The organism is Rhizobium sp. C4, from assembly GCF_021026315.1.
GTDB lineage: Bacteria > Pseudomonadota > Alphaproteobacteria > Rhizobiales > Rhizobiaceae > Ensifer_A.
In genome coordinates this window covers 146,545-167,336 of the sequence record NZ_JAJNCX010000005.1, presented here as the reverse complement: position 1 = coordinate 167,336, position 20,792 = coordinate 146,545, and the positions used below count along the sequence as shown (strand labels likewise).

Below are 20,792 nucleotides of genomic sequence, written 5' to 3'. Positions count from 1 at the left end.
TATCCGCCGGCATTCAACCGGCTTACTTGCCCCATTTCAGGGCAAGCACATCAAGGTCACGCGCCAGTGACAGCAGGCGCTGCTTGGTGCGATCCGACATCGGCTTCAGCGGATGGCGGACATAATCGCTCTTGATCACGCCGCCTTCCATCATCACGGTCTTCGCCGCGCGCAGGCCGCATTGACGGTTCTCATGGTTGACGAGCGGCAGGCAACGCTGCCACTGGGCCAGCGCCGCATCAAGCCGGCCGGCGCGATAATCGATCACGATCGGACGGATCTTTTCCGGGAACATGGCCGAGGTCATCGTGCCCGTTGCGCCGGCGTCGAGGTCCGCCAGCAGGGTCACTGCTTCCTCGCCGTCGAACGGACCGAGAATCTCGGGGCCGCCTGCTTCAATCAGGGCCGCCAGCTTGTCGGCTGCAAACGGCACTTCGATCTTGAAGTAGGAGACGTTTTCGATCTCCTTGGCCATCTTCACCAGCATGTCCACCGGCAGCGACGCACCGGAGATCGGAGCATCCTGGATCATGATCGGGATCGAGATCGCATCGGACACGGCCTTGAAGTGCTCATAGATGCCGAGCGGAGCCGGCACCAGGCCGACACCGTGATAGGGCGGCATCATCATGACCATCGAGGCGCCGAGGCTCTGCGCATACTTGGCACGCTCGACCACGATATGCGTTGCAAAGTGGCTGATGGTGACGATGACCGGAACGCGGCCGGCCACATGCTCGACAGAGAGCTTTGTCAGCAGCGCGCGTTCTTCGTCCGACAGAACGAACTGTTCGGAATAGTTGGCCAGAATGCAGATCGCATCGACACCCTGGTCGATCATGCAATCGAGCACACGGCGCATGCCGTCTTCGTCAACGCGACCGTCCGCCGTAAACGGCGTCGGGGCAACGGGCAGAATGCCGGTCAAAACATGTTTCATAATCGAAGCACCTTATTCGTAAAACGGTTCGACGGTCACGCGCTTGCCAAGCAGGAAGGCATCGGCAACATGCGCCATCGGCGAGATATCCATGTGAATGGCGCCAGCCTTAACCAGCGCAGCCATCTTGGCATAGAGGCGCGGATATTCCCCTGACAGGGTCAGTCCACCTTCCAGCGCCGCCTGGCGCTCGCCATTGATGAAGAGGTTCGCGCCACCATCGGTCAGGCTGAGCTTGCCCTCTTCCGTCTCTACGTCGATCGACCAGGTCTGTTCGCCTTCCTGACGGAAGTCGAACACGGCCGAGACATCGGCACCCTGCGGGTGGAAGAACTGCAGGTCAGCCGCAATCGGCGTCTCGCAGTTGGACGGGAAGGACAATTCAGCTGCCTTCAGGTGGATCGGAACCGGGAGAATCTCGGTCACGATCGACAGCGCGTTGATGCCGGGATCGAAGACGCCCAGTCCGCCTGCCTGCCAGATCCAGGCCTGGCCCGGATGCCAGCGACGAACGTCTTCCTTCCACGTCACCTTCAGCGACTTCAGTGCCTTGTCCTTGAGCCAGGACTTGGCAGCCGCCACGCCTTCCGCCTCGCACGAATGCCAGGTCGCGTAAATCGAAACGCCTGCCTTGCGGGCAAGTGCTTCCAGCGCATGGCATTCGGAAACGGTCGCACCCGGCGGCTTTTCAAGCATCACATGACGCCCGGCCTCGATGGCGGCCTTCGCATATTCAAAGCGCGGAACCGGCGGCAGGCAGAGCGACACGGTTTCGATATCCGGCCGGGCTGCGAGCATCTTGTGGAAGTCGTCGAATGCCTCAACGCCCTCCACAGCTCCATGGCGCGACACGGTTGCGGCGAGTTCCCAGTCCGACGACGCCTTCAGCGCCGGAACGTGCTGGTCGACCGCAATCTTGCCGATGCCGACAAGGGCAAGCTTCATGGCCATCAGTGCGAGTCCTTTCCGACCGGGGCGCCACGGCAGCCCTTGAGGAAGTCAAGGTCGGCGCCGGTGTCAGCACCCATGACATGGGTCTGGTGCAGCCAGGCGTAACCCGACTCCGGCTGATCCGGCAGCGGCTTCCACTCGGCAAGACGGGCCTGCAGCTCGGCATCGGAAATATCGAGATGGATGCGGCGTGCCTCGACGTCGAGCTCGATCATGTCGCCATTGCGGACAACGGCAAGCGGACCACCTGCGGCGGCTTCCGGCGAGGTGTGCAGGACAACGGTGCCATAGGCGGTACCGGACATGCGCGCATCCGAAATGCGAACCATGTCGGTGATGCCCTTGCGGAGCACCTTGGGCGGCAGGCCCATGTTGCCGACTTCGGCCATGCCCGGATAGCCCTTCGGACCACAGTTCTTCATGACCATGACGCAGGTCTCGTCGATATCGAGGTTTTCGTCGTTGATCTTGGCCTTGTAGTCGTCGATGTCTTCGAAGACCACGGCGCGGCCGCGATGCTTCAGGAGATGCGCGGAGGCGGCAGACGGCTTCAGGACAGCGCCGTTCGGGGCAAGGTTGCCCTTGAGGACCGCGATACCACCGTGAACCGTCAGCGGCCTGTCAGCTGGCAGGATGACGTCTTCATTGTAGTTGACGACATCCTTCACTTCGTCCCAGATCGAGCTGCCGGCGACCGTCAGCGCATCCTTGTTCAGGAGTCCAGCTTCGCCCAGGCGCTTGATGACGACCGGCAGGCCGCCGGCATAGAAGAACTCTTCCATCAGGTACTTGCCCGACGGCATGAGGTTGACGATGGTCGAGACCTCGCGACCGCAACGATCCCAGTCGTCAAGCGTCAGGTCGATGCCGACGCGGCCGGCGATCGCCAGAAGATGGATCACGGCATTGGTCGAGCCGCCGATCGCGCCATTGGTGCGGATGGCGTTCTCGAAGTTTTCCTTCTTCAGGATGTCGGAAGGCTTCAGGTCGTCCTTGACCATCTGGACGATCCGCATACCGGTCATGTGCGCCATCACGCGGCGGCGGCTGTCGACGGCCGGGATCGCGGCATTGCCGGACAAAGTCATGCCGAGCGATTCCATCATGGAGGCCATGGTGGACGCAGTGCCCATCGTGTTGCACGAGCCCGGCGAACGCGACATGGAGGCTTCTGCCTGGGCAAACTCGGCTTGCGTCATCTCACCGGCCTTCACGGCTTCGGAGAACTTCCACAGATGCGTGCCGGAACCGACGCGCTCGCCACGGAAATAGCCGTTCAGCATCGGACCGCCGGAGACCATGATCGTCGGCAGGTCGCAAGATGCAGCCCCCATGAGGAGCGACGGCGTGGTCTTGTCACAGCCGACGAGCAGCACACAGCCATCCATCGGTTGGCCACGGATCGCTTCTTCGACCGCGAGAGCGGCGAGGTTGCGGAACATCATCGCGGTCGGGCGGAAGGCGCTTTCCGAGGCCGAGAAGACCGGCACTTCGACCGGGAAGCCACCGGCTTCATAGACGCCGTACTTCACCTTTTCAGCGAGATCGCGCAGATGCGCGTTGCAGGGCGTCAGTTCCGACCACGTGTTCAGGATGCCGATGACCGGGCGACCGTCGAACATGTGGTGCGGCAGGCCCTGGTTCTTCATCCAGCCGCGGTGATAGATCTGGTCGCGCCCGTTGCCGCCGAACCATTCTTGAGAACGCAGTTTTCTAGGCCATTGAGCAGGCTTGAAAGTCATAGGGCACCTTTAAAAGGTTATGTTTCGTAAGGGGACGCGAGGTCAGTGAGGGCTGAAAAATCAGCCCTGCTTCTGCTTGTAGTAAACGTCCAGGAACACCGCGAGCATCAGAACGACGCCCTTGATGACCTGCTGCCAGTCAATGCCGATACCCATGATCGACATGCCGTTGTTCATCACACCCATGATGAAGGCGCCGATGACCGCGCCGACGACCTTGCCGACGCCGCCGGTTGTGGCCGCACCGCCGATGAAGCAGGCCGCGATCACGTCGAGCTCGAAGCCGAGACCGGCCTTCGGGGTTGCGACGTTCAGACGAGCCGCGAAGATCAGGCCGGCAAGACCAGCAAGCGCACCCATGATGGTGAAGGTCAGAAGGATCAGGCGCTCGGTATTGATACCCGAGAGCTTTGCAGCCTTCTCGTTACCACCGAGCGCATAGATGCGGCGACCGAAGGTCGTGCGCGTGGTGATGAAGGTGAAGAGCACGATAAGGGCAAACATCACGACCAGCACGTTCGGCAGACCACGATAGCGGGCCATCAGATAGGTGAAGCCGAGGAAACCGATCGCAATCAGAATGTTGCGACCGAAGAAGATGACGTTCGGTTCTTCAGCCATGGAGTGCTGAAGCTGATTGCTGCGCTCCTTGAAGTTTGCGCGGATGATCAGCGCGGTCACGACGACACCGATGGCCATGGCCAGCACGTTGAAGGGCTGACCGAAAAGCTGGAAGGTCGTGAAGTCGGGCACATAGCCCGAAGACAGGAGCTGGAACTCCTTCGGGAACGGACCGACAGAGGCACCGCCGAGAACGGTCAGCGCCAGCCCCTTGAACACCAGCATGCCTGCAAGCGTCACGATGAAGGCCGGGATCCGATAGAAGGCCACGAAGAAGCCCTGCATCGCACCGATAACGCCACCCAGCGCAATACAGAGAACGACAGCAAGCGCCGTGTCCATCTTCCACTGCACCATGAACACGGCCGCAACCGCACCGATAAAGCCCGAGACAGAGCCCACTGACAGATCGATATGACCCGCCACGATGATCAGCAGCATGCCCAGCGCCATGATGACGATGTAGCTGTTCTGCAGGATGATGTTCGTCATATTGACCGGCATGAACAGCGTGCCATTGGTCGAATACTGGAAATAGGCCATGATGATGAGAAGGGAGATCAACAGCGCGTAGTCGCGAATGTTTGCCTTCACAAAATGCAGAATATCGGTCTTATCCCGCGATGTTTCCGTCGCCTGGGCCATGTTTCTCTCCTATGATCTCATTATCGCGCGCATGATGGCCTCCTGCGAGGCCTCCGCGACGGGCATTTCAGCAACAAAGCGGCCTTCGTTCATCACATAGATCCGGTCCGACATGCCGAGAAGTTCGGGCATTTCGGAGGAGATGACGATGACGGCCTTGCCGGCTTCCGCCAGCTTGTTGATGATGCCATAGATTTCGTATTTCGCGCCGACATCGATGCCGCGCGTCGGTTCATCCAGAATGAGCACGTCCGGACCGGAAAACAGCCACTTGGACAGCACAACCTTCTGCTGGTTGCCGCCCGAGAGGTTCCCCGTCTTCTGGAACACGCTCGAAGAGCGGATCGCAAGGTCACGGCGATAGCCGTTGGCGACCTGCAATTCGCGGATATCGTCAATCACGCCGTTCTTCGAAACATCTTCGAGATTGGCGAGCGTGATATTGTGCTTGATGTGATCGATCAGCACGAGACCATAGGTCTTGCGGTCTTCCGTCACATAGGCGAGGCCCGCATCCATGGCGCGCGGAATGGTCGAGACATCGACATCCTTGCCATGCAGCTTGACCGAACCGGTGATCTTCTGGCCCCACGAACGGCCGAAGAGCGACATCGCAAATTCGGTGCGCCCTGCCCCCATGAGGCCGGCAATACCGACGACTTCCCCTGCGTTGACCGTCAGGTTGACACCCTTGATCGTCTGGCGCTCGGCGTGGTTCGGGTGATAGACCGACCAGTCCTTCACCTCGAGAACCGGCTCGCCGATCGTCGCATGGCGCGGCGGATAGCGGTCGGACAATTCACGGCCAACCATGGCGCGGATGATGCGGTCTTCGTCGACCGTGCCGTCCGAACAGTCCATCGTGTCGATGGTGGAGCCATCGCGGATGACCGTGATACGGTCGGCGACCTTGGTCACTTCGTTCAGCTTGTGGGTGATCAGGATCGACGAGATGCCTTGCGAGCGGAAGCCCATGAGCAATTCCAGAAGGGCGTCGGAATCCTTTTCGTTCAGGCTCGACGTCGGTTCGTCGAGGATGAGAAGCTTCACCTTCTTGTTCAGCGCCTTGGCGATTTCCACCAGCTGCTGCTTGCCCGTGCCGATATTGGTGATCAGCGTGTCTGGGCTCTCGTTGAGGCCGACCTTCGCCAGAAGTTCCTTGGTGCGGGCATAGGCCTCGTACCAGTTGATCACGCCCATCTTCGCGGTCTCGTGACCCAGGAAGAGGTTTTCCGCGATCGACAGAAGCGGCACAAGGGCAAGCTCCTGATGGATGATGATGATGCCGATGTCTTCGCTGTCGCTGATGGCAGAGAACTTCTGTTCCTTGCCTTCGAACATGATCTTGCCGGTAAACGTACCATCCGGATAAACCCCGGACAGAACCTTCATCAGCGTCGACTTGCCCGCGCCGTTTTCGCCGACGACGGCATGAATTTCTGCAGGCATCACGGAAAGGTTCACATTCGTCAGCGCTTTCACGCCCGGGAACGTCTTGGTGATGTCTCGCATTTCGAGAATTGGCTGCATTTCACTCCCCCGGCGCATCGTAGCATATTTGCGAGACTTGTCGCAGGCTTGATGCGGGCGTTGTTCTTTTTATCAGGAGCCGGTCGCGTCATTAAGGACCGCCGCACTCTTTCCTGCCCTTCCGGCTGACCAGACCCCCATGCGGCAGGGGCCGCCATTTTCATGGATCACGGCAGGCATTCCAGGATGGGAAGCCCGGCTAAAACCGGACTTCCCTGACTGTTCAACCAAGATTACTTGGCAATCTGGTCCTTGGTGTAATAGCCGGAACCAACGAGAACCTTCTCGATGTCGTCCTTGTAGACAACATGGGGCGAGAGAAGCATCGACGGAACAACCTTGACGCCATTGTTGTAGGTCTTGGAGTCGTTCACTTCCGGTGTCTTGCCCTGCATCACGGCATCAACCATCTTGGCGGTCGTTGCAGCGAGGTCGCGGGTGTCCTTGAAGATCGTCGAATACTGTTCGCCAGCAATCATGCCCTTGACGGAAGCAAGCTCGGCATCCTGACCGGTTACGATCGGGAATTCCTTGCCAGCCGGATCATAGCCAACGCCCTTGAGCGAGGAGATGATGCCGCGCGACAGACCATCATAGGGAGACAGAACGCCGTTGACCTTCTTGGAGGTGTAGTTTGCCGACAGAAGGTTGTCCATGCGAGCCTGCGCAACAGCGCCGTCCCAACGGAGCGTACCGACCTTGTCCATGCCCATCTGACCGGAAACAACGGCAATTTCGCCCTTGTCGATCATCGGCTTCAGAACGCTCATGGCGCCATCATAGAAGAAGAAGGCGTTGTTGTCGTCCGGAGAACCGCCGAAGAGTTCAACGTTCCAGGGCTTCACGTTCGGGAAGCGCTCCTTGAGGCCCTTCACGAGCGATTCTGCCTGCAGAACGCCAACCTTGAAGTTGTCGAAGGTCGCATAGTAGTCGACATTCGGCGTTTCGCGGATCAGGCGGTCATATGCGAAGACCTTCACGCCGGCCGTGTGAGCCTTGGCGAGAATGTCGGACAGCGTCGTTCCGTCGATGGCGCCGATGACGAGAACCTTGGCACCCTTGGTGACCATGTTTTCGATCTGGGCGAGCTGGTTCGGGATATCGTCTTCAGCGAACTGAAGGTCAGCCGTGTAGCCGAGATCCTTGAAGCTCTTGACCATGCTCTCGCCGTCGGAGATCCAGCGCGTGGACGACTTCGTCGGCATCGAGATGCCAACCATGCCCTTGTCGGCAGAGAAGGCAGGAGCGGTCATCAGACCAGCGCCGAGTGCAATCGACGCCAGAGCGGAAATTAGTTTTCTCATTAAATCCTCCCGGATTGATACGACAGCGCCATGATCGCTTTCAAAACAATACGATGGCGAGTCCCTTGAGACCTCATTTGATCCCGCACCAATTAGAAAAGTCGCAACTTGACTTTCAATTGCATATGCAGACAATCTGCATAACAAATTTGGTAAGTGATCCGTGCAAGTTCTCCAGAACCGACTTCAGCTCAAAGATTTCCGTCTCATCCGCGCCATCTATGAAACCGGGCAATTGGCCATCGCCGCCGAGCGCATGTCGCTGACGCAGCCGGCGGCCTCTCGCATGCTGGCAAGCATAGAGCGGATGGTGGGCATGACCCTTTTCGTGCGCCATCCGAAAGGTATGACGGCAACGCCAGCAGGCGAGATCCTGGCGCGCAATGCGGCGGGTCTCTTGAACGGGCTGGAGCAGACACTGCAGGAGGTCACGGCTGTGACTTCCGGGAAGTCGGGAAGCGTGCGCGTCGGATCGGTGACCGGTGGAGCCGTCGCCTTCGTCGTGCCGGCCATCCAGAAGCTGAAGGCGAATACCGGCTCGGCTGACATTTACGTCGATGTTGCGCCGAGCGACGTTCTGATCCAGGGGCTGATTGACGGCGAATATGATTTCGTCCTCTCGCGACTGCCGCCCGGAACCGATTCCAGACAGTTCAATATCCTGACTGGACGCGTTGAAATCATTCGCTTTCTGGTCCGCGAAGGCCACCCTCTCGCAGGTCGGAAGAAGCTGCGGCTGGGGGACCTCTCCGATTATGAATGGCTCATGCAGGCACCGCGCACGCCTATGCGCCACGCGATCGAGGAAGCGTTTCTGAGCCAGGGCCTCCCCTCTCCGCAGGAAACCGTCAACACCACGTCGATGCTCGTCATGATATCCTATCTGACAACCTCGGACGCGATTGCGCCGATCACGCAGGAAGTGGTGGAGCTGCTCGGACCGAAGGTTTTCGGCGGACGGGTGGCAGCCCTTGATGTGACCGACTCGGTCGTCGTCACGCCCTATCACCTGATCTCCCGCAAGCATCAACTGATGAGCCCGCTCGCCACCCGCCTGCGCGAACTGGTCTTTGCCGGACTGGCAAGCGGCCGCCATCGCGAATAGAGATTTCGCCAGTCAAAGTCCCTGTCGCAGGCGTGGCACGTTGCCCCCCTTCACTCGCGATGGCCCGTTTCCCACTGCAATGTTGCAGTTTGATCCGGCAACAGGCGCGGGGCGGTTGCCAAACGGATCAGTTGCTAATATCGTTAACTCATTGTGAAGTTTACGCATTGATGCGAGAGATGGAGCTGGCTTCTTGGGCATCCAACCGGAAAAAGCTGAAAACCGACCCGAAACTGACGATGTCGACGCGTCGATCAACGCACGTCTGACCCGTCATTTGATGGAGAATGCGGTCAGGCCGGATGAAGCCTCGAAGCCCGCCGCTGCAGCCATGGGGCTCGGCGAGCGTGTTGTCGTTGCCGGCGGCACGGCCTTTCTCATGTCTATCCTCGGCCTGTTTTCCCTCCTCGACCTGCGCAAACGCTTCCTCTGAAGCTTCTAAAATCCGGACATTGTCATGAATGAGCGTGCTGCCGACGACCTCTTCGTCACGGGAGAGGGAGAAACCCGTATTCGTCAGCATTTGACGCTTGTCGCGCTCGGCAAACGCCCGGCCGACCGGAAACTCCGGGTCGGACGCCTGCTTGATGTGCATGGTCGCGAATGGCTCGACGACCAGGAAATCGTCATCTCAGGTCGGCGGATCGCCTATGTCGGGCCGGCAGGCTCCTGGCCCGGCGAAGCCGCAGAAGAGGTGCATGAACCCGCCCTCTCCGCCGTTCCGGGCTTCGGCGAGGTGCACAAGCACATCGAGAGCTCTCACCTGACCCCGGAATACGAGGCGGCCATGGTTCTGCCGCGCGGCAATACCTGGACCTGCGAAGCCAGCCACGAATTTTCCAATGTCGATGGGCCGCACAATCTCGAATTCTGGATGACGGCGCGACGCCACGGATCGCCGCTGAAGATCTTCCCCCTTCCCGGCTCCGCCGTGCCGCCAACGGCCTATGAGTTCGGCGGCGGCTATTTCGGTCATGCCGAGCAGCAGAGTTTCCTGCGGGAAAGCCTGATGGTCGCAGGGCTTGACGAGGTCATGGACTGGCCCTCCGTCTGGAATCCGGAAAACCCGTCCTATGACCGGCTTTGGGGCATGATCCGCGCCACGTTCGAACAGCGGGGCGTGGTCGAAGGCCATGCGGCGGGCATGCGCGCCCTGCCGGAGATCAACGCCTTTGCCGCCGCGGGAATGGCCTCCGATCACGAAGCCTGGACGCCGGAAGAGGTTCTGGACAAGCTTCGCCGCGGCCTGTTCGTCGAGATCCGGCCGCATTCCCTCCCCGAGATCATCAAGGCGCTGCTGGCGCGCGGGCAGTCGGACTGGTCGCAATTCGCCTTCTGCACGGATGACCGCTCCTGCTCGGATACGCTGAAGCTCGGCGCGACCGACTACAATGTTCGCCTCGCGATCGAAAATGGCCTGCCGCCGGAGATCGCAATCCAGTGCGTCACGATCAATCCGGCGCGGCACATGCGCCTGACGCCGTGGGTCGGATCGATCGCGCCTGGCCGTTTCGCCGATATCGTGCTGCTCGATGACGTTCAGACGCTGTCGATTGCCAAGGTGTGGGCCGATGGCGACCAAGTGTCGGACGGCAAGACCTACCTGCCTGCGATCCCGAAGATCGACTGGCCGGACTGGGCGCGGCAGACCGTCAAGATCGGCGACGGCCTGACGGCTGCCGATTTTGCGATCGCCGCCGAGCCCGGCCGTGAGACCATGAACGCGGCCCTGCTTCGCCCGTTCCATTGGCATGACGACTTCATCAGCATGGAACTTCCCGTCGAAAACGGCGAGGTCCAGCGCGATACGAGCCGAAACGTCACCAAATTCGCGGTTGTCGATCGCTTCTCGGGCCGGACGAATGTCGGCAAGATGTTCTGGCTCGGCACCGGCCCTTCGACACCCGACTGCGCGCTGGCCTGCTCCATGGGGCATGACAAGCACAATATCTGGGCAGTCGGCTCATCGGACGCCGCCATGGCTCTCGCGGTCAATACGATTGCCGGGATGCAGGGCGGCTGGGCGCTGGTCGATCGCGGCAAGGTGACCGCCACTGTCCGCTACGAAGTCGGCGGCCTCATGACCTGCCGCCCGCCGGAAGCACTGCACGAGGAAATGCAGGCGCTCTACAAGGCCGGCGAAGCCATTGACTGGATGTATGAACCGACATTTTCGCCCCGCTGGTGGCCCGGCTTCCCCGAGCGGCTGGCCTTTGCGACACTGACCTGCGCGCCCTGGCGCTGGGTTCTCGTCGCCCCCAACGAACGAGCACCGGAAGGTTTCGTTAACGTTCAGACCGGAGCGACACACCCTATCGTGTGGTAGTTGCACGCTCCGATCAGCCAAAATCGGCAAAATTCCCAAATCAGAACAGTCAGATGGCCAAATCTCGCGGTTTCGTTAAAATCGCGTGACGCTCTTCAAGCATTTTGAAACGCTTCATGTCTAAAAGATATAAGGAATATAGAATGTCGACACTTTGATCAGTTGAAGGCAGAATTGGTGGAAGCAGTCAGCGGCGAATACGGTTCAGAGGAAGTCAAAAGGGCGCAACTTCAGAGCGTGCTTTCGAACCTGCCCGTATCCCTGGCAGCCAATTGCTTCATCGCAAGCTCTGCTGCTCTCCTGATATACGACGAGCGCCGCGGCGGCCTCGTCTTTGCCTGGCTCGCCGGAACCGTCATCTTGAATGTGCTGCGGATGATCTACGGATTGAAGCAGCTGCGCATGGCCTCCCACCTTGCCCCCGGCAAGGCTTTGCGAAATCTGACAATCCTGGCCTTCATCGCCGGCGCCTCATGGGCTCCACTGCCGATCTATTTCCTCGATACGATTGAAAGCCGCACGAGCGCCTACATCGTCTTCATCATGGCCGGCATCACCACCGGCGCAATCATCCAGAGCCTGGCCTACTGGCGGATTTCTGTGGCCTTTGGCGGCCCCATTCTTCTCTCGACCATCATAAAGCTCCTGATGCAGGGCCACACGGTTGACCTGGTCGTCGCTTCAAACGTGTTTCTGCTGATGGCCATGCTGATCCGCAGCGCTATCATGAGTGAAGCCAAGTTCCGGATCAATCATACAACGACGCTTCAGGCGACCGAACTCGCCGCATCACTGCAGCATGCAAACGAGGAAGTTCAGAAGGCAAACGAGACGTTGAAGCGACTGGCAACGACCGATCCTCTGACCGGTCTGCCGAACCGCTCGGTGTTCAACCAGATGCTGGCAGGGCTTATCCACGCCGGTGCGCCTGTTTCGCTTGCACTTGTCGATATCGACCAGTTCAAGGCGGTCAACGACAACGAGGGGCATGCCGCGGGCGACCAGATCCTGTGTTCGCTGGCGCTTTTCATGCTCGACAATGCCAGCGAGGGCCTCACGCCCATTCGTCTGGGCGGCGACGAATTCGCCATCATCGCCTCAGGCCCGGAGTGTGCCACGCGCCTCATGCACTATGCAATCACGCTGCAGCGAAACATGAAGACGCTGAGAAACCCGGCCGGCGACATGAACAATGTCACGCTGTCTGTGGGTATCTGCGTCGACGAGGGCAAGCAGCTCTCGGCCTCGGAACTGTTTGCCGACGCGGACCGCGCACTTTACGCGGCAAAGGCGGCCGGCAGAAACTGCATCCGCATCGCCAAGGGGCAGACGGAAACACTCCCGAAAAGCGCCTGACGCTGCCGTAAAATCCCTCAGGAGCGGCTCTTCAGCCCTTCCCTGATCTCCGCATCATGTTCGCCCCGCTTCGGCGCGCGCCGTGTCAGCTGCAGTTCGCTGTCCGAAAACACCATCGGCGAGCGAATGCCGGGAATGCCTTCCGGATCGATCCGCATGCCACGATGCTGAAATTGCGGGTCGGCGAACACATCGGCGACCGTGTTGATCGGTCCTGCCGGAACCGATTTCGCCTCAAGCAGCGCCAGCAATTCGTCGCGCGCAAAGCTCCGCGTCTTCGCCTCGATCATGCCGGCGACCTCGGCGCGGTTTTCGACGCGGGCGCGGTTGGTCGCATACCGCTCGTCGCTCGCGATGCCTTCTAAGCCCAGAATATCGCAGATTGCCGCAAACTGCCGGTCGTTGCCGCAGGCGATGATGATATGACCATCGCTCACCGGAAAGGTCTGGTACGGCACGATATTCGGATGCGCATTGCCCAGCCGCCGCGGTGCGACGCCCGAGGCCAGGAAATTCATGGCCTGGTTGGCCAGAACCCCGGTCATCGTATCGAAAAGCGCCATATCGACAAGCTGTCCCCGCCCGGTGACTTGCCGCTGCGCCAGCGCCGCCTGAATGGCGATCGTGCCGTAAAGACCGGTCATGATGTCGGCAAGAGCCACACCAATCTTTTCCGGCGGCCCGTCCGGCTCGCCCGTCAGATCCATAAAGCCGCTCATCCCCTGGATCATGAAATCGTAGCCGGCGCGCGCAGCATAAGGCCCGCTCTGGCCGAAGCCGGTGACCGAGCAATAGATGAGGCGCGGGTTGAGCGCTTGCAGGCTTTCATAGTCGAGACCGAACTTTTTCAGGCCGCCGACCTTGAAATTCTCGATGACGACATCGGCATCCTTGAGCAGCGCCAGCACGAAATCGCGGTCTTCCGGCTTGCCGAAATCGGCAATGACCGAACGCTTGCCGCGATTGCAGGCATGAAAATAGGCGGCCGATTTCTCGCCATCGATTTCGATGAAGGGCGGTCCCCAGCCGCGCGTGTCGTCGCCCTCGGGGCTTTCGACCTTGATGACATCGGCCCCGAGATCGGCCAGCGTCTGGCCGATCCAAGGACCGGCCAGAATGCGGGCAAGCTCGATAACCTTGAGGCCCGAAAGCGGCGAATTAGCGTTCATGGCGTCTGAACCTCACGACTTGGATATATGGAAGAGTGGAAAAGAGCACCTGCCCCAAGAAACCGACCCAGCGTTCCGGAGACCGATCGGCCCAGTAGACCTGAACATTGGCCGCAAAGGCGTTGCCCGGTCCGAGAAGGCCGGAAAACAACGTTTCTCCGGCCTGCAGAAGGATAAACGCGCTCACCCCCATCAGGATTGCACTGGATGGGGCCAATATCCGCGCAGCGTCGAGCCACAAGATCACGCCCCAGGCAATGAGCAGCATGAGGGGCACTTCCAAAACGACAGCAGTCAACGGTCCCAGCAGGGGTGCGACAACCCAGATGCGCAGAATTCCGAACGCAAAGCCGGCAGCGAAAACGGTCGCAGCAACGATTGCCGAAAGGCGAACGGCGACGACCGCTTCTGACATCATCAGAAGAATGCCTGAATGCCGGTCTGGGCACGCCCAAGGATCAGCGCATGAACGTCATGTGTGCCCTCATACGTGTTGACCGTTTCGAGGTTCTGCGCGTGGCGCATGATGTGATACTCGATCTGGATGCCGTTGCCGCCATGCATGTCGCGGGCCTGGCGCGCGATATCGAGTGCCTTGCCGCAATTGTTACGCTTGATGATGGAGATCATTTCCGGAGAGAACTTGTGATCGTCCATCAGGCGGCCGACGCGCAAGCTGGCCTGCAGGCCAAGTGCGATCTCGGTCTGCATGTCGGCGAGCTTCTTCTGGAAAAGCTGCGTGCCGGCCAGCGGCTTGCCGAACTGGTGACGGTCGAGACCGTATTGGCGAGCACGGAACCAGCAGTCCTCGGCAGCGCCCATCGCGCCCCAGGAAATGCCGTAGCGCGCACGATTGAGGCAGCCGAACGGACCCTTGAGACCCGAAACATTCGGAAGCAGCGCGTCTTCGCCGACTTCAACGCCGTCGAGAACGATTTCGCCCGTCGTCGATGCGCGCAGCGAGAGCTTGCCCTTGATCGCCGGCGCAGAAAGGCCCTTCATGCCCTTTTCGAGAATGAAGCCACGGATCTGGCCATCATGCGCTTCCGATTTCGCCCAGACGACGAAGACATCGGCGAAAGGCGAATTCGAGATCCACATCTTCGCGCCCTTGAGGCGATAGCCGCCGGAAATCTTCTCAGCGCGCGTCTTCATGCCGGCCGGGTCGGAACCGGCATCCGGCTCGGTGAGGCCAAAGCAGCCGATCAACTCGCCGGAGACGAGACCCGGCAGATACTTGTCCTTCTGCTCTTCCGAGCCATAGGCGTTGATCGGATGAATGACGAGCGAGGACTGAACGCTCATCATCGAGCGATAGCCGCTGTCGATACGCTCGACCTCACGGGCAACCAGGCCATAGGAGACGTAGTTCGCATCGGCGGCGCCATACTTCTCCGGCAGCGTCACGCCGAGAAGACCAGCCTTGCCCATCAGTGGGAAGAGCTCAGGCGCAGGTGTCTCGTGAAGATAGGCCTCGTTGACACGCGGAAGAAGCTCGGCCTCCGCGAAGGCGGCCGCGCTGTCGCGGATCATGCGCTCTTCGTCGGAAAGCTGGTCGTCCAGGAGAAAGGGATCGTTCCAGGAAAAACTCGATGACATGGTGATGCGGCTCCTCGATTGTTGAAGCCACTTTCCCCAGATTCACCCTCCGGCGCAAATCATATTTACTTTCGTCGCTTTGAGCTTTACTCAAAGCAGATGGAACCAACACAGCGCCGCCTCCTGCCCTCGACCGCCGCCCTCTCCGCCTTCGATGCGGTGGCAAGGCTCGGCAGCATGAGCGCCGCCGCCGCCGCCCTCAACCTGACGCCCGGCGCCATCAGCCGTCATGTCGCTCTTCTCGAAGAACAGCTCGGCGTGGCGCTCATCAACCGCACGAACCGCGGCGTCGAACTGACGGACAAGGGCCGCCGGTTTGCGGAAGGCGCGGATGCGCTTCTCAGAAACCTTCGACTGCTGTCGCTGGAGGCGATGTCCGACAACGCCTCGGCCGTCTTCGGGCTCGCCATCCTGCCGACATTCGGCACACGATGGCTGATGCCGCGAATGCCTGCCTTCCTGAAGCAGAACCCGGGCCTTACCGTCAATTTCGCGACCCGCATCGGCCGGGTCGATTTCGACCAGGAACGGCTGGATGCGGCCATCCATGTCGGCAAGCCCGACTGGCCGGACAGTCACTTCCGCTTTCTGATGCGCGAGCATGTCGTGCCGGTCTGCAGCCCGCAATTCCTGAAAGAAAATCCGGTGCGGACACCGGAGGCGCTGATCTCCATGCCGCTTCTGGAAATGGCCTCGCGGCCCGAGGCCTGGCAGCACTGGTTCTCGACGCTCGGCGTCAAGCGATCCCATCGCGAGGGCATGCGCTTCGAGCAGTTCATGCATGTCTCGCAGGCCTGCATCGCCGGTCTCGGCGTTGCCCTTATGCCGCTCTTCCTGATCCAGGCAGAGTTGCAGGAGGGAACACTTGTCAAGGCAATCGACCGCGCGATCGAAAGCCGCAGCAGCTACTATTTCGTCACGCCGGCCAACAGACAGCCGCACCCCGCAGCAAAGCGGCTTTCGGACTGGCTCAGCGCAGAGGTCGAGGCGGCTGGACTGGCGTAGGCATGCCTCATCACGTCCCCCTCCCATGACAGAGGGTGCTCTAGCTGCCAACCATACCCGGACGTCCATCTTAGAAAAACCTGATAGACAGCACCACAAGGTCGTGCTTTCATATTTCTCACCTAAAACGGGAGAGACATATGCGGAAACTTGTTCTCGCAATGGCGTTTTCAGCTGTTCCATTTGCTGCGGCGGCTGGTGACAACTTCTATATCGGGGCTTTCGGTGGCTACGGATCAGTCCACGCCAGCGCAACCGTCAGCGGTGCATCCGGAAGCACCGACCTGAACGGCGGAAGACTTGGCGGGTTCGCCGGTGCAGATTTCCTGATTGGCCAAGGCTGGCTGATCGGGCTCGAAGGCGACATTTCCTATGACTGGAATGCCCTTACGGCAACGTCGGGCGGCTTCACCGGTAGCGTCGGCACGGATTTCGGCGCAAGCGTTCGTGGCAAGGTCGGTTACGACCTCGGCCCGGCCAATCTGTTCCTGGCCGGTGGCTGGACTGGCACGAATGTATTTGCCAAGGTCACTGGCCTCGGCAGCGCCAACCAGTGGATCAATGGCTATACAGTTGGCGCAGGCGCAGATTTCAAGATTACCGAAAACATCTTCGCCCGCGGCGAATACCGGTTCAACCAGTTTGAAACGCTGAGCGGTGGCGGCTCGTCGGTCGGCTTCCGGCAACATGTCTTGAATGTCGGGCTTGGTGTGCGTTTCTAGAGCCGCCCCATGCGGAGGTCCATGATCCGCCCGCCGGACCTCTCTCACCCCGATGCAGTCATCCCGCCATCAACGGCGAGCCACTGACCTGACATATGACCGGCTGCCTTGGAGCAGAACATGAGCGCCGGCGCCTTCAGGTCTTCGGGACCGCCGAAACGGCCATTGGGGACAGACGGCAGCAGGGCGGCACCCATCTGGTCCATCAGGCCCTTTGCCATCTTGGTCGGGAAGAAGCCCGGGCAAAGCGCGTTGACGGTGATGCCGTGATGCCCCCACTCGACGGCCAGCGTCTTGGTGAAGTTGATGACGGCTCCCTTGGACGTGTTGTAGGCGATCGTCTTCATGTTCAGATCAGCGCGATTGCCGCCGAGGCCTGCGACGGAAGCGATGTTGAGAATGCGCCCATATTTGGCAGGGATCATCGAGAGCCGGCCGATCTCGCGGCTGAGCATGAAGATCGACGTGACGTTGAGGTTCATCACCTTGTTCCAGGCTTCGATCGGATAGTCTTCCGCAGGCGCACCCCAGGTCGCACCCGCATTGTTGACGAGGATCTGCACGCCCGAGCCGCTGGCATCGAGAACCTTGGCGGCGAAATCGGGGATATCGTCTGTCTTCGACAGGTCGCCTGCGATGCCGATCGCCTTGCCGCCGCGCGCAGAGATATGGGCCACGGCCTCGTCAAGCTCGGCCTGCTTTCGTGCCGTGAGGATCACTCTTGCACCATGATCGGAAAGGACTTCGGCAATCTGCAGGCCAAGCCCGCGCGAGCCACCGGTAATCAGGGCCGTCTGGCCAGACAGGTCGAACAGATCAGTCATTCTCGTCTCTCTCCCAAACCGGCATCCTCGTACCGGCAATCCATCGCGGCGCGCGCGAAATCAGTTCAATGCTGAACAGAGTGTATCAACCACATCCAAAACTGCAATGGCCTCACCCCACATTCAGGTGGATGATGGAAAGGACTGCGCGGAGACTTGTTCGGGGATTCAATCGCTGGGCAGCGCCCGCTCCGCCACCGCATCCTTGCGCAGCTTGACGGCCTGTGCGAGACGACATGGAAGCAGCAGGAGGAGAATGCGAGAATGGGCAGGAAGACATTTCTTTCCGTGGGCGAATGCATGATCGAAATGGCATCGCTTGGCGGCTCGGATTTCCGTCTCGGCTTTGCCGGCGACACCATGAACACCGCCTGGTATGCCCGCGCCTGCCTGCCCAGGGACGACTGGAAGGTCTCGTATTACACCCGCCTCGGCGAAGACGTCTATTCCAGGAAGATGCTGGCTTTCTTCCAGCAGAACGGCATCGACACCAGCCTTATCGGCGTTCATCCGACCCGTCGCCCCGGGCTCTACATGATCGAGATCACCGATGGCGAGCGCAGCTTTACCTACTGGCGGGATCAGTCTGCGGCCAAGACCTTGGCAGATGACAGGCGCGCGCTCTCCGAGGCTTTTGCCGGCGCCGACGTGATCTATTTCTCAGGCATCACCATGGCAATCCTCCCCGAAGCCGGCCGGGCCAATCTCCTTGAAGAGATGATCACCGCCCGCTCGAATGGCAAGACGATCGTCTTCGATCCCAATCTTCGTCCGCGCCTCTGGACGTCACCGGAAGAAATGCGCGCCGTGACGATGCAGGCGGCCGGCGTTTCCGACTTCCTCCTGCCAAGCTTCGACGATGAGGCCGCAACCTTTGGCGATGCCGATCTCGATGCCTGCGCAGACCGGTATCTGGCGGCGGGAGCCAAGATGGTTCTCGTCAAGAATGGCGGCGGGCCGATGCTGCTTGCGGAGCCCCAGGAGCGCTACCTGACGAGTGCGATCGAACGGGTGAAGCCGGTCGACACAACGGGCGCCGGGGACAGTTTCAACGGCGGCTTTCTCTCGGCCCTCGTCACCGGCGCCAAGCCGGACGAGGCGATAGCGCGCGGCCACTCTGTCTCGCTGCAGGTGATCATGCATCGCGGCGCACTTCTCCCCATGGCGGAACTTGTTCGATAGGCGCACCGTTGCCACTGCAACGCGATTGATGCGATATGGGCACCCAAGGGAGATCGATGATGAAAATCAACCGCCTCGAACAGCGAAGCTCGAACCCCGGCCCCTCCGACTGGTTTACCGGTCAGGTTCGGGTCGAGCCTCTGATCCAGACAGAGCCCCCTGCCCGCGTCGCATCCGCCTCGGTGACGTTCCAGCCGGGTGCGCGCACGGCTTGGCACACGCATCCGCTCGGACAGACGCTGATCGTGACGGCCGGCATCGGACGCGTTCAGCGCGAGGGTGGCCCGGTCGAAGAAATCCGCGTCGGCGATGTCGTCTGGTTCGAACCGGGCGAACGGCATTGGCACGGAGCGGCAGAGACCCATGCGATGACGCATATCGCCATCCAGGAGGCGCTCGATGGAAAAACCGTCGACTGGCTCGAACATGTCACCGATGCGCAGTATGACGGCCGCTGAGATCTTTACCCTGGCGGCCTAAAACGCTTGACCAGCCACCTCGCCTGCATACTCTCCGGGAACAGAGCTGAATTCCGCTTGTTTGTTGCCTATCTCATTGGATCAGGATCATTTAATCCGCATGTCAAACGCTGAAACGACGTCACGCCTCGAAAAGGCGCTTGCAAACCTCACCGACTGGCTGGAGAGCGCTGCGCTGCCGCTGTGGAGCTCCGCAGGGGTCGAGAGCACGACGGGCGGCTTCCATGAGCGGATCGGACAGGACGGCCAGCCCGTCGTCGCCGACAATCGCCGGGCCCGCGTGCAGCCACGCCAGCTCTATTGCTTCAGCGCCGCCCATCTGCGCAGCCTTCCGGGCGACTGGGATACGATCGTCAGGAATGGCCTCACCTATTTCGAGCACACGTTCCGCAAGCATGACGGACTTTATGGCGCGCTTGCCAGCCCGCAGGGCGAACTGATCAATCCGGACTACGATCTCTACAATCAGGCCTTCGCGCTCTTCTCGTTCTCGCAGGTCGCCGCAAGCTTTCCTGACGCGACGATGCGCATGGAAGAAAAGGCGGTCGAACTGCTGCGTTTGCTGACGACCCATCACAAGCATCCGTCCGCGGGCTTCGAACATTCCGATCCGCCGAGCCTGCCGCTCTGCTCCAATCCGCACATGCATCTCTTCGAGGCGGCGCTTGCCTGGGAGGCGCTTGCCGAACGTCCGCAGGTCTGGACCGAGCTTGCCGACGAAATCGCAAACCTCGCGCTCACGAAATTCATCGACGCACAATCTGGCGGGCTGCGGGAGTTCTTCGACCACGACTGGAACCCGCACCCCTCCGAGCAAGGCCGGATCATGGAGCCCGGTCATCAGTTCGAATGGGCGTGGCTTCTGGCGCGCTGGGGTGCGTTGCGAAACAATGCGGCGGCGATCGCTAAAGCGGAAAGGCTCTTCGAAATCGGCATTTCCTACGGCATGTCCGCAGATGGGAAAGTGGCGGTCATGAGCCTCTATGACGACTTCTCGGTGCATGATGCCGTCGCACGCATGTGGCCGCAAACCGAGTGGCTGAAGGCCGCCACCAAGCTTGCGGTCGTCGGAAGTCCCCAAAAGCGCGCGCATTATGTCGCCTCCGCGACCCAAGCCGCGGACGCGTTTCTGGAGTTTCTGAGAACGCCGGTCCGCGGGCTCTGGTATGACAAGAGGCTGCCCGATGGCCGGCTGGTCGACGAGCCGGCACCTGCAAGCACCTTCTATCACATCCTCTGCGCCATCTATGAGGCCCGCGACAATTTCGATGCCTTGCAGAAGGCATCCTGAT

At 60.4% G+C, this 20,792-nt stretch carries 19 protein-coding genes; 9 read left to right on the top strand and 10 right to left on the bottom strand.

Features of this window, described 5'->3' with window-relative positions; translation table 11 throughout:
• Positions 1 to 22: 22 nt before the first annotated feature.
• The 6 genes from LQK84_RS11155 to chvE all read right to left on the bottom strand — a co-directional run bounded on the left by LQK84_RS11155 (position 23) and on the right by chvE (position 7,733).
• Entirely contained in the window at positions 23 to 940 is a 918-nt protein-coding gene (locus tag LQK84_RS11155) for a dihydrodipicolinate synthase family protein (RefSeq protein WP_230828794.1), read from the bottom strand.
• Positions 941 to 952: 12 nt separating this feature from the next.
• Complete coding sequence (locus tag LQK84_RS11150) at positions 953 to 1,891, bottom strand: Gfo/Idh/MocA family protein (RefSeq protein WP_230828793.1); 939 nt, start codon at positions 1,889 to 1,891, stop codon at positions 953 to 955.
• Complete coding sequence (gene araD / locus LQK84_RS11145; protein ID WP_230828792.1) at positions 1,891 to 3,633, bottom strand: L-arabinonate dehydratase; 1,743 nt, start codon at positions 3,631 to 3,633, stop codon at positions 1,891 to 1,893. Before araD ends, LQK84_RS11150 begins: the two co-directional genes overlap by 1 nt.
• Positions 3,634 to 3,693: 60 nt before the next feature.
• The gene (gene mmsB / locus LQK84_RS11140; RefSeq protein WP_230828791.1) at positions 3,694 to 4,899 is read right to left on the bottom strand and encodes a multiple monosaccharide ABC transporter permease; all 1,206 of its coding nucleotides are present in this window, start codon (positions 4,897 to 4,899) and stop codon (positions 3,694 to 3,696) included.
• A 9-nt stretch (positions 4,900 to 4,908) separates the two neighbouring features.
• The gene (mmsA, locus tag LQK84_RS11135; protein ID WP_230828790.1) at positions 4,909 to 6,429 is read right to left on the bottom strand and encodes a multiple monosaccharide ABC transporter ATP-binding protein; all 1,521 of its coding nucleotides are present in this window, start codon (positions 6,427 to 6,429) and stop codon (positions 4,909 to 4,911) included.
• A gap of 233 nt (positions 6,430 to 6,662) precedes the next feature.
• Positions 6,663 to 7,733, bottom strand: coding sequence for a multiple monosaccharide ABC transporter substrate-binding protein (chvE, locus tag LQK84_RS11130; protein ID WP_230828789.1), 1,071 nt, complete (start codon positions 7,731 to 7,733; stop codon positions 6,663 to 6,665).
• 163 nt (positions 7,734 to 7,896) lie between these two features.
• Between chvE and LQK84_RS11125 the strand changes: the two genes are divergently transcribed.
• From LQK84_RS11125 to LQK84_RS25235, 4 genes are all read left to right on the top strand, one after another.
• Complete coding sequence (locus LQK84_RS11125) at positions 7,897 to 8,838, top strand: LysR family transcriptional regulator (protein ID WP_230828788.1); 942 nt, start codon at positions 7,897 to 7,899, stop codon at positions 8,836 to 8,838.
• A gap of 193 nt (positions 8,839 to 9,031) precedes the next feature.
• Entirely contained in the window at positions 9,032 to 9,271 is a 240-nt protein-coding gene (locus LQK84_RS11120; RefSeq protein WP_230828787.1) for a hypothetical protein, read from the top strand.
• Between the two features lie 24 nt (positions 9,272 to 9,295).
• The gene (locus LQK84_RS11115; protein ID WP_230828786.1) at positions 9,296 to 11,164 is read left to right on the top strand and encodes an adenine deaminase; all 1,869 of its coding nucleotides are present in this window, start codon (positions 9,296 to 9,298) and stop codon (positions 11,162 to 11,164) included.
• A gap of 177 nt (positions 11,165 to 11,341) precedes the next feature.
• Positions 11,342 to 12,520, top strand: a complete 1,179-nt coding sequence (locus tag LQK84_RS25235) for a GGDEF domain-containing protein (RefSeq protein ID WP_230828785.1) — start codon at positions 11,342 to 11,344, stop codon at positions 12,518 to 12,520.
• A gap of 17 nt (positions 12,521 to 12,537) precedes the next feature.
• Here the strand turns inward: LQK84_RS25235 and LQK84_RS11105 are convergent, their stop codons facing one another.
• From LQK84_RS11105 to LQK84_RS11095, 3 genes are read right to left on the bottom strand one after another with little or no spacing between them, the layout of a single operon-like run.
• Positions 12,538 to 13,689 carry a CaiB/BaiF CoA transferase family protein gene (locus LQK84_RS11105; protein WP_230828784.1) on the bottom strand — a complete coding sequence of 384 codons (1,152 nt, stop codon included), beginning with the start codon at positions 13,687 to 13,689 and terminating at the stop codon, positions 12,538 to 12,540.
• Positions 13,679 to 14,104 carry a hypothetical protein gene (locus LQK84_RS11100; RefSeq protein WP_230828783.1) on the bottom strand — a complete coding sequence of 142 codons (426 nt, stop codon included), beginning with the start codon at positions 14,102 to 14,104 and terminating at the stop codon, positions 13,679 to 13,681. The genes LQK84_RS11105 and LQK84_RS11100 overlap by 11 nt, the downstream gene beginning before the upstream one ends.
• A 2-nt stretch (positions 14,105 to 14,106) precedes the next feature.
• Positions 14,107 to 15,288 (bottom strand): acyl-CoA dehydrogenase, encoded by a 1,182-nt coding sequence (locus LQK84_RS11095; RefSeq protein ID WP_230828782.1) that lies wholly within the window; start codon positions 15,286 to 15,288, stop codon positions 14,107 to 14,109.
• A gap of 99 nt (positions 15,289 to 15,387) precedes the next feature.
• Between LQK84_RS11095 and LQK84_RS11090 the strand changes: the two genes are divergently transcribed.
• Entirely contained in the window at positions 15,388 to 16,293 is a 906-nt protein-coding gene (locus LQK84_RS11090) for a LysR family transcriptional regulator (protein WP_230828780.1), read from the top strand.
• A gap of 140 nt (positions 16,294 to 16,433) precedes the next feature.
• Positions 16,434 to 17,015, top strand: a complete 582-nt coding sequence (locus LQK84_RS11085) for an outer membrane protein (RefSeq protein ID WP_230828779.1) — start codon at positions 16,434 to 16,436, stop codon at positions 17,013 to 17,015.
• A 44-nt stretch (positions 17,016 to 17,059) separates the two neighbouring features.
• On the opposite strand, the gene LQK84_RS11080 is transcribed toward LQK84_RS11085, so the two are convergent.
• Positions 17,060 to 17,839 (bottom strand): SDR family oxidoreductase, encoded by a 780-nt coding sequence (locus LQK84_RS11080; RefSeq protein WP_230828778.1) that lies wholly within the window; start codon positions 17,837 to 17,839, stop codon positions 17,060 to 17,062.
• Between the two features lie 264 nt (positions 17,840 to 18,103).
• Between LQK84_RS11080 and LQK84_RS11075 the strand changes: the two genes are divergently transcribed.
• The 3 genes from LQK84_RS11075 (at position 18,104) to LQK84_RS11065 (ending at position 20,791) form a co-directional block, all read left to right on the top strand.
• Positions 18,104 to 19,021 (top strand): sugar kinase, encoded by a 918-nt coding sequence (locus LQK84_RS11075; protein ID WP_230828777.1) that lies wholly within the window; start codon positions 18,104 to 18,106, stop codon positions 19,019 to 19,021.
• Between the two features lie 59 nt (positions 19,022 to 19,080).
• Positions 19,081 to 19,479, top strand: coding sequence for a (R)-mandelonitrile lyase (locus tag LQK84_RS11070; protein ID WP_230828776.1), 399 nt, complete (start codon positions 19,081 to 19,083; stop codon positions 19,477 to 19,479).
• A gap of 121 nt (positions 19,480 to 19,600) precedes the next feature.
• Entirely contained in the window at positions 19,601 to 20,791 is a 1,191-nt protein-coding gene (locus tag LQK84_RS11065; protein ID WP_230828775.1) for an AGE family epimerase/isomerase, read from the top strand.
• Position 20,792: the final 1 nt, after the last annotated feature.

Bases quoted from the DNA above. Each gene is read 5' to 3' on its own strand.
- LQK84_RS11155 (WP_230828794.1), bottom strand. From the start codon at position 940: ATGAAACATGTTTTGACCGGCATTCTGCCCGTTGCCCCGACGCCGTTT.
- LQK84_RS11150 (WP_230828793.1), bottom strand. From the start codon at position 1,891: ATGGCCATGAAGCTTGCCCTTGTCGGCATCGGCAAGATTGCGGTCGAC.
- araD (WP_230828792.1), bottom strand. From the start codon at position 3,633: ATGACTTTCAAGCCTGCTCAATGGCCTAGAAAACTGCGTTCTCAAGAA.
- mmsB (WP_230828791.1), bottom strand. From the start codon at position 4,899: ATGGCCCAGGCGACGGAAACATCGCGGGATAAGACCGATATTCTGCAT.
- mmsA (WP_230828790.1), bottom strand. From the start codon at position 6,429: ATGCAGCCAATTCTCGAAATGCGAGACATCACCAAGACGTTCCCGGGC.
- chvE (WP_230828789.1), bottom strand. From the start codon at position 7,733: ATGAGAAAACTAATTTCCGCTCTGGCGTCGATTGCACTCGGCGCTGGT.
- LQK84_RS11115 (WP_230828786.1), top strand. From the start codon at position 9,296: ATGAATGAGCGTGCTGCCGACGACCTCTTCGTCACGGGAGAGGGAGAA.
- LQK84_RS11105 (WP_230828784.1), bottom strand. From the start codon at position 13,689: ATGAACGCTAATTCGCCGCTTTCGGGCCTCAAGGTTATCGAGCTTGCC.
- LQK84_RS11100 (WP_230828783.1), bottom strand. From the start codon at position 14,104: ATGTCAGAAGCGGTCGTCGCCGTTCGCCTTTCGGCAATCGTTGCTGCG.
- LQK84_RS11095 (WP_230828782.1), bottom strand. From the start codon at position 15,288: ATGTCATCGAGTTTTTCCTGGAACGATCCCTTTCTCCTGGACGACCAG.
- LQK84_RS11090 (WP_230828780.1), top strand. From the start codon at position 15,388: ATGGAACCAACACAGCGCCGCCTCCTGCCCTCGACCGCCGCCCTCTCC.
- LQK84_RS11085 (WP_230828779.1), top strand. From the start codon at position 16,434: ATGCGGAAACTTGTTCTCGCAATGGCGTTTTCAGCTGTTCCATTTGCT.
- LQK84_RS11080 (WP_230828778.1), bottom strand. From the start codon at position 17,839: ATGACTGATCTGTTCGACCTGTCTGGCCAGACGGCCCTGATTACCGGT.
- LQK84_RS11075 (WP_230828777.1), top strand. From the start codon at position 18,104: ATGGGCAGGAAGACATTTCTTTCCGTGGGCGAATGCATGATCGAAATG.
- LQK84_RS11070 (WP_230828776.1), top strand. From the start codon at position 19,081: ATGAAAATCAACCGCCTCGAACAGCGAAGCTCGAACCCCGGCCCCTCC.
- LQK84_RS11065 (WP_230828775.1), top strand. From the start codon at position 19,601: ATGTCAAACGCTGAAACGACGTCACGCCTCGAAAAGGCGCTTGCAAAC.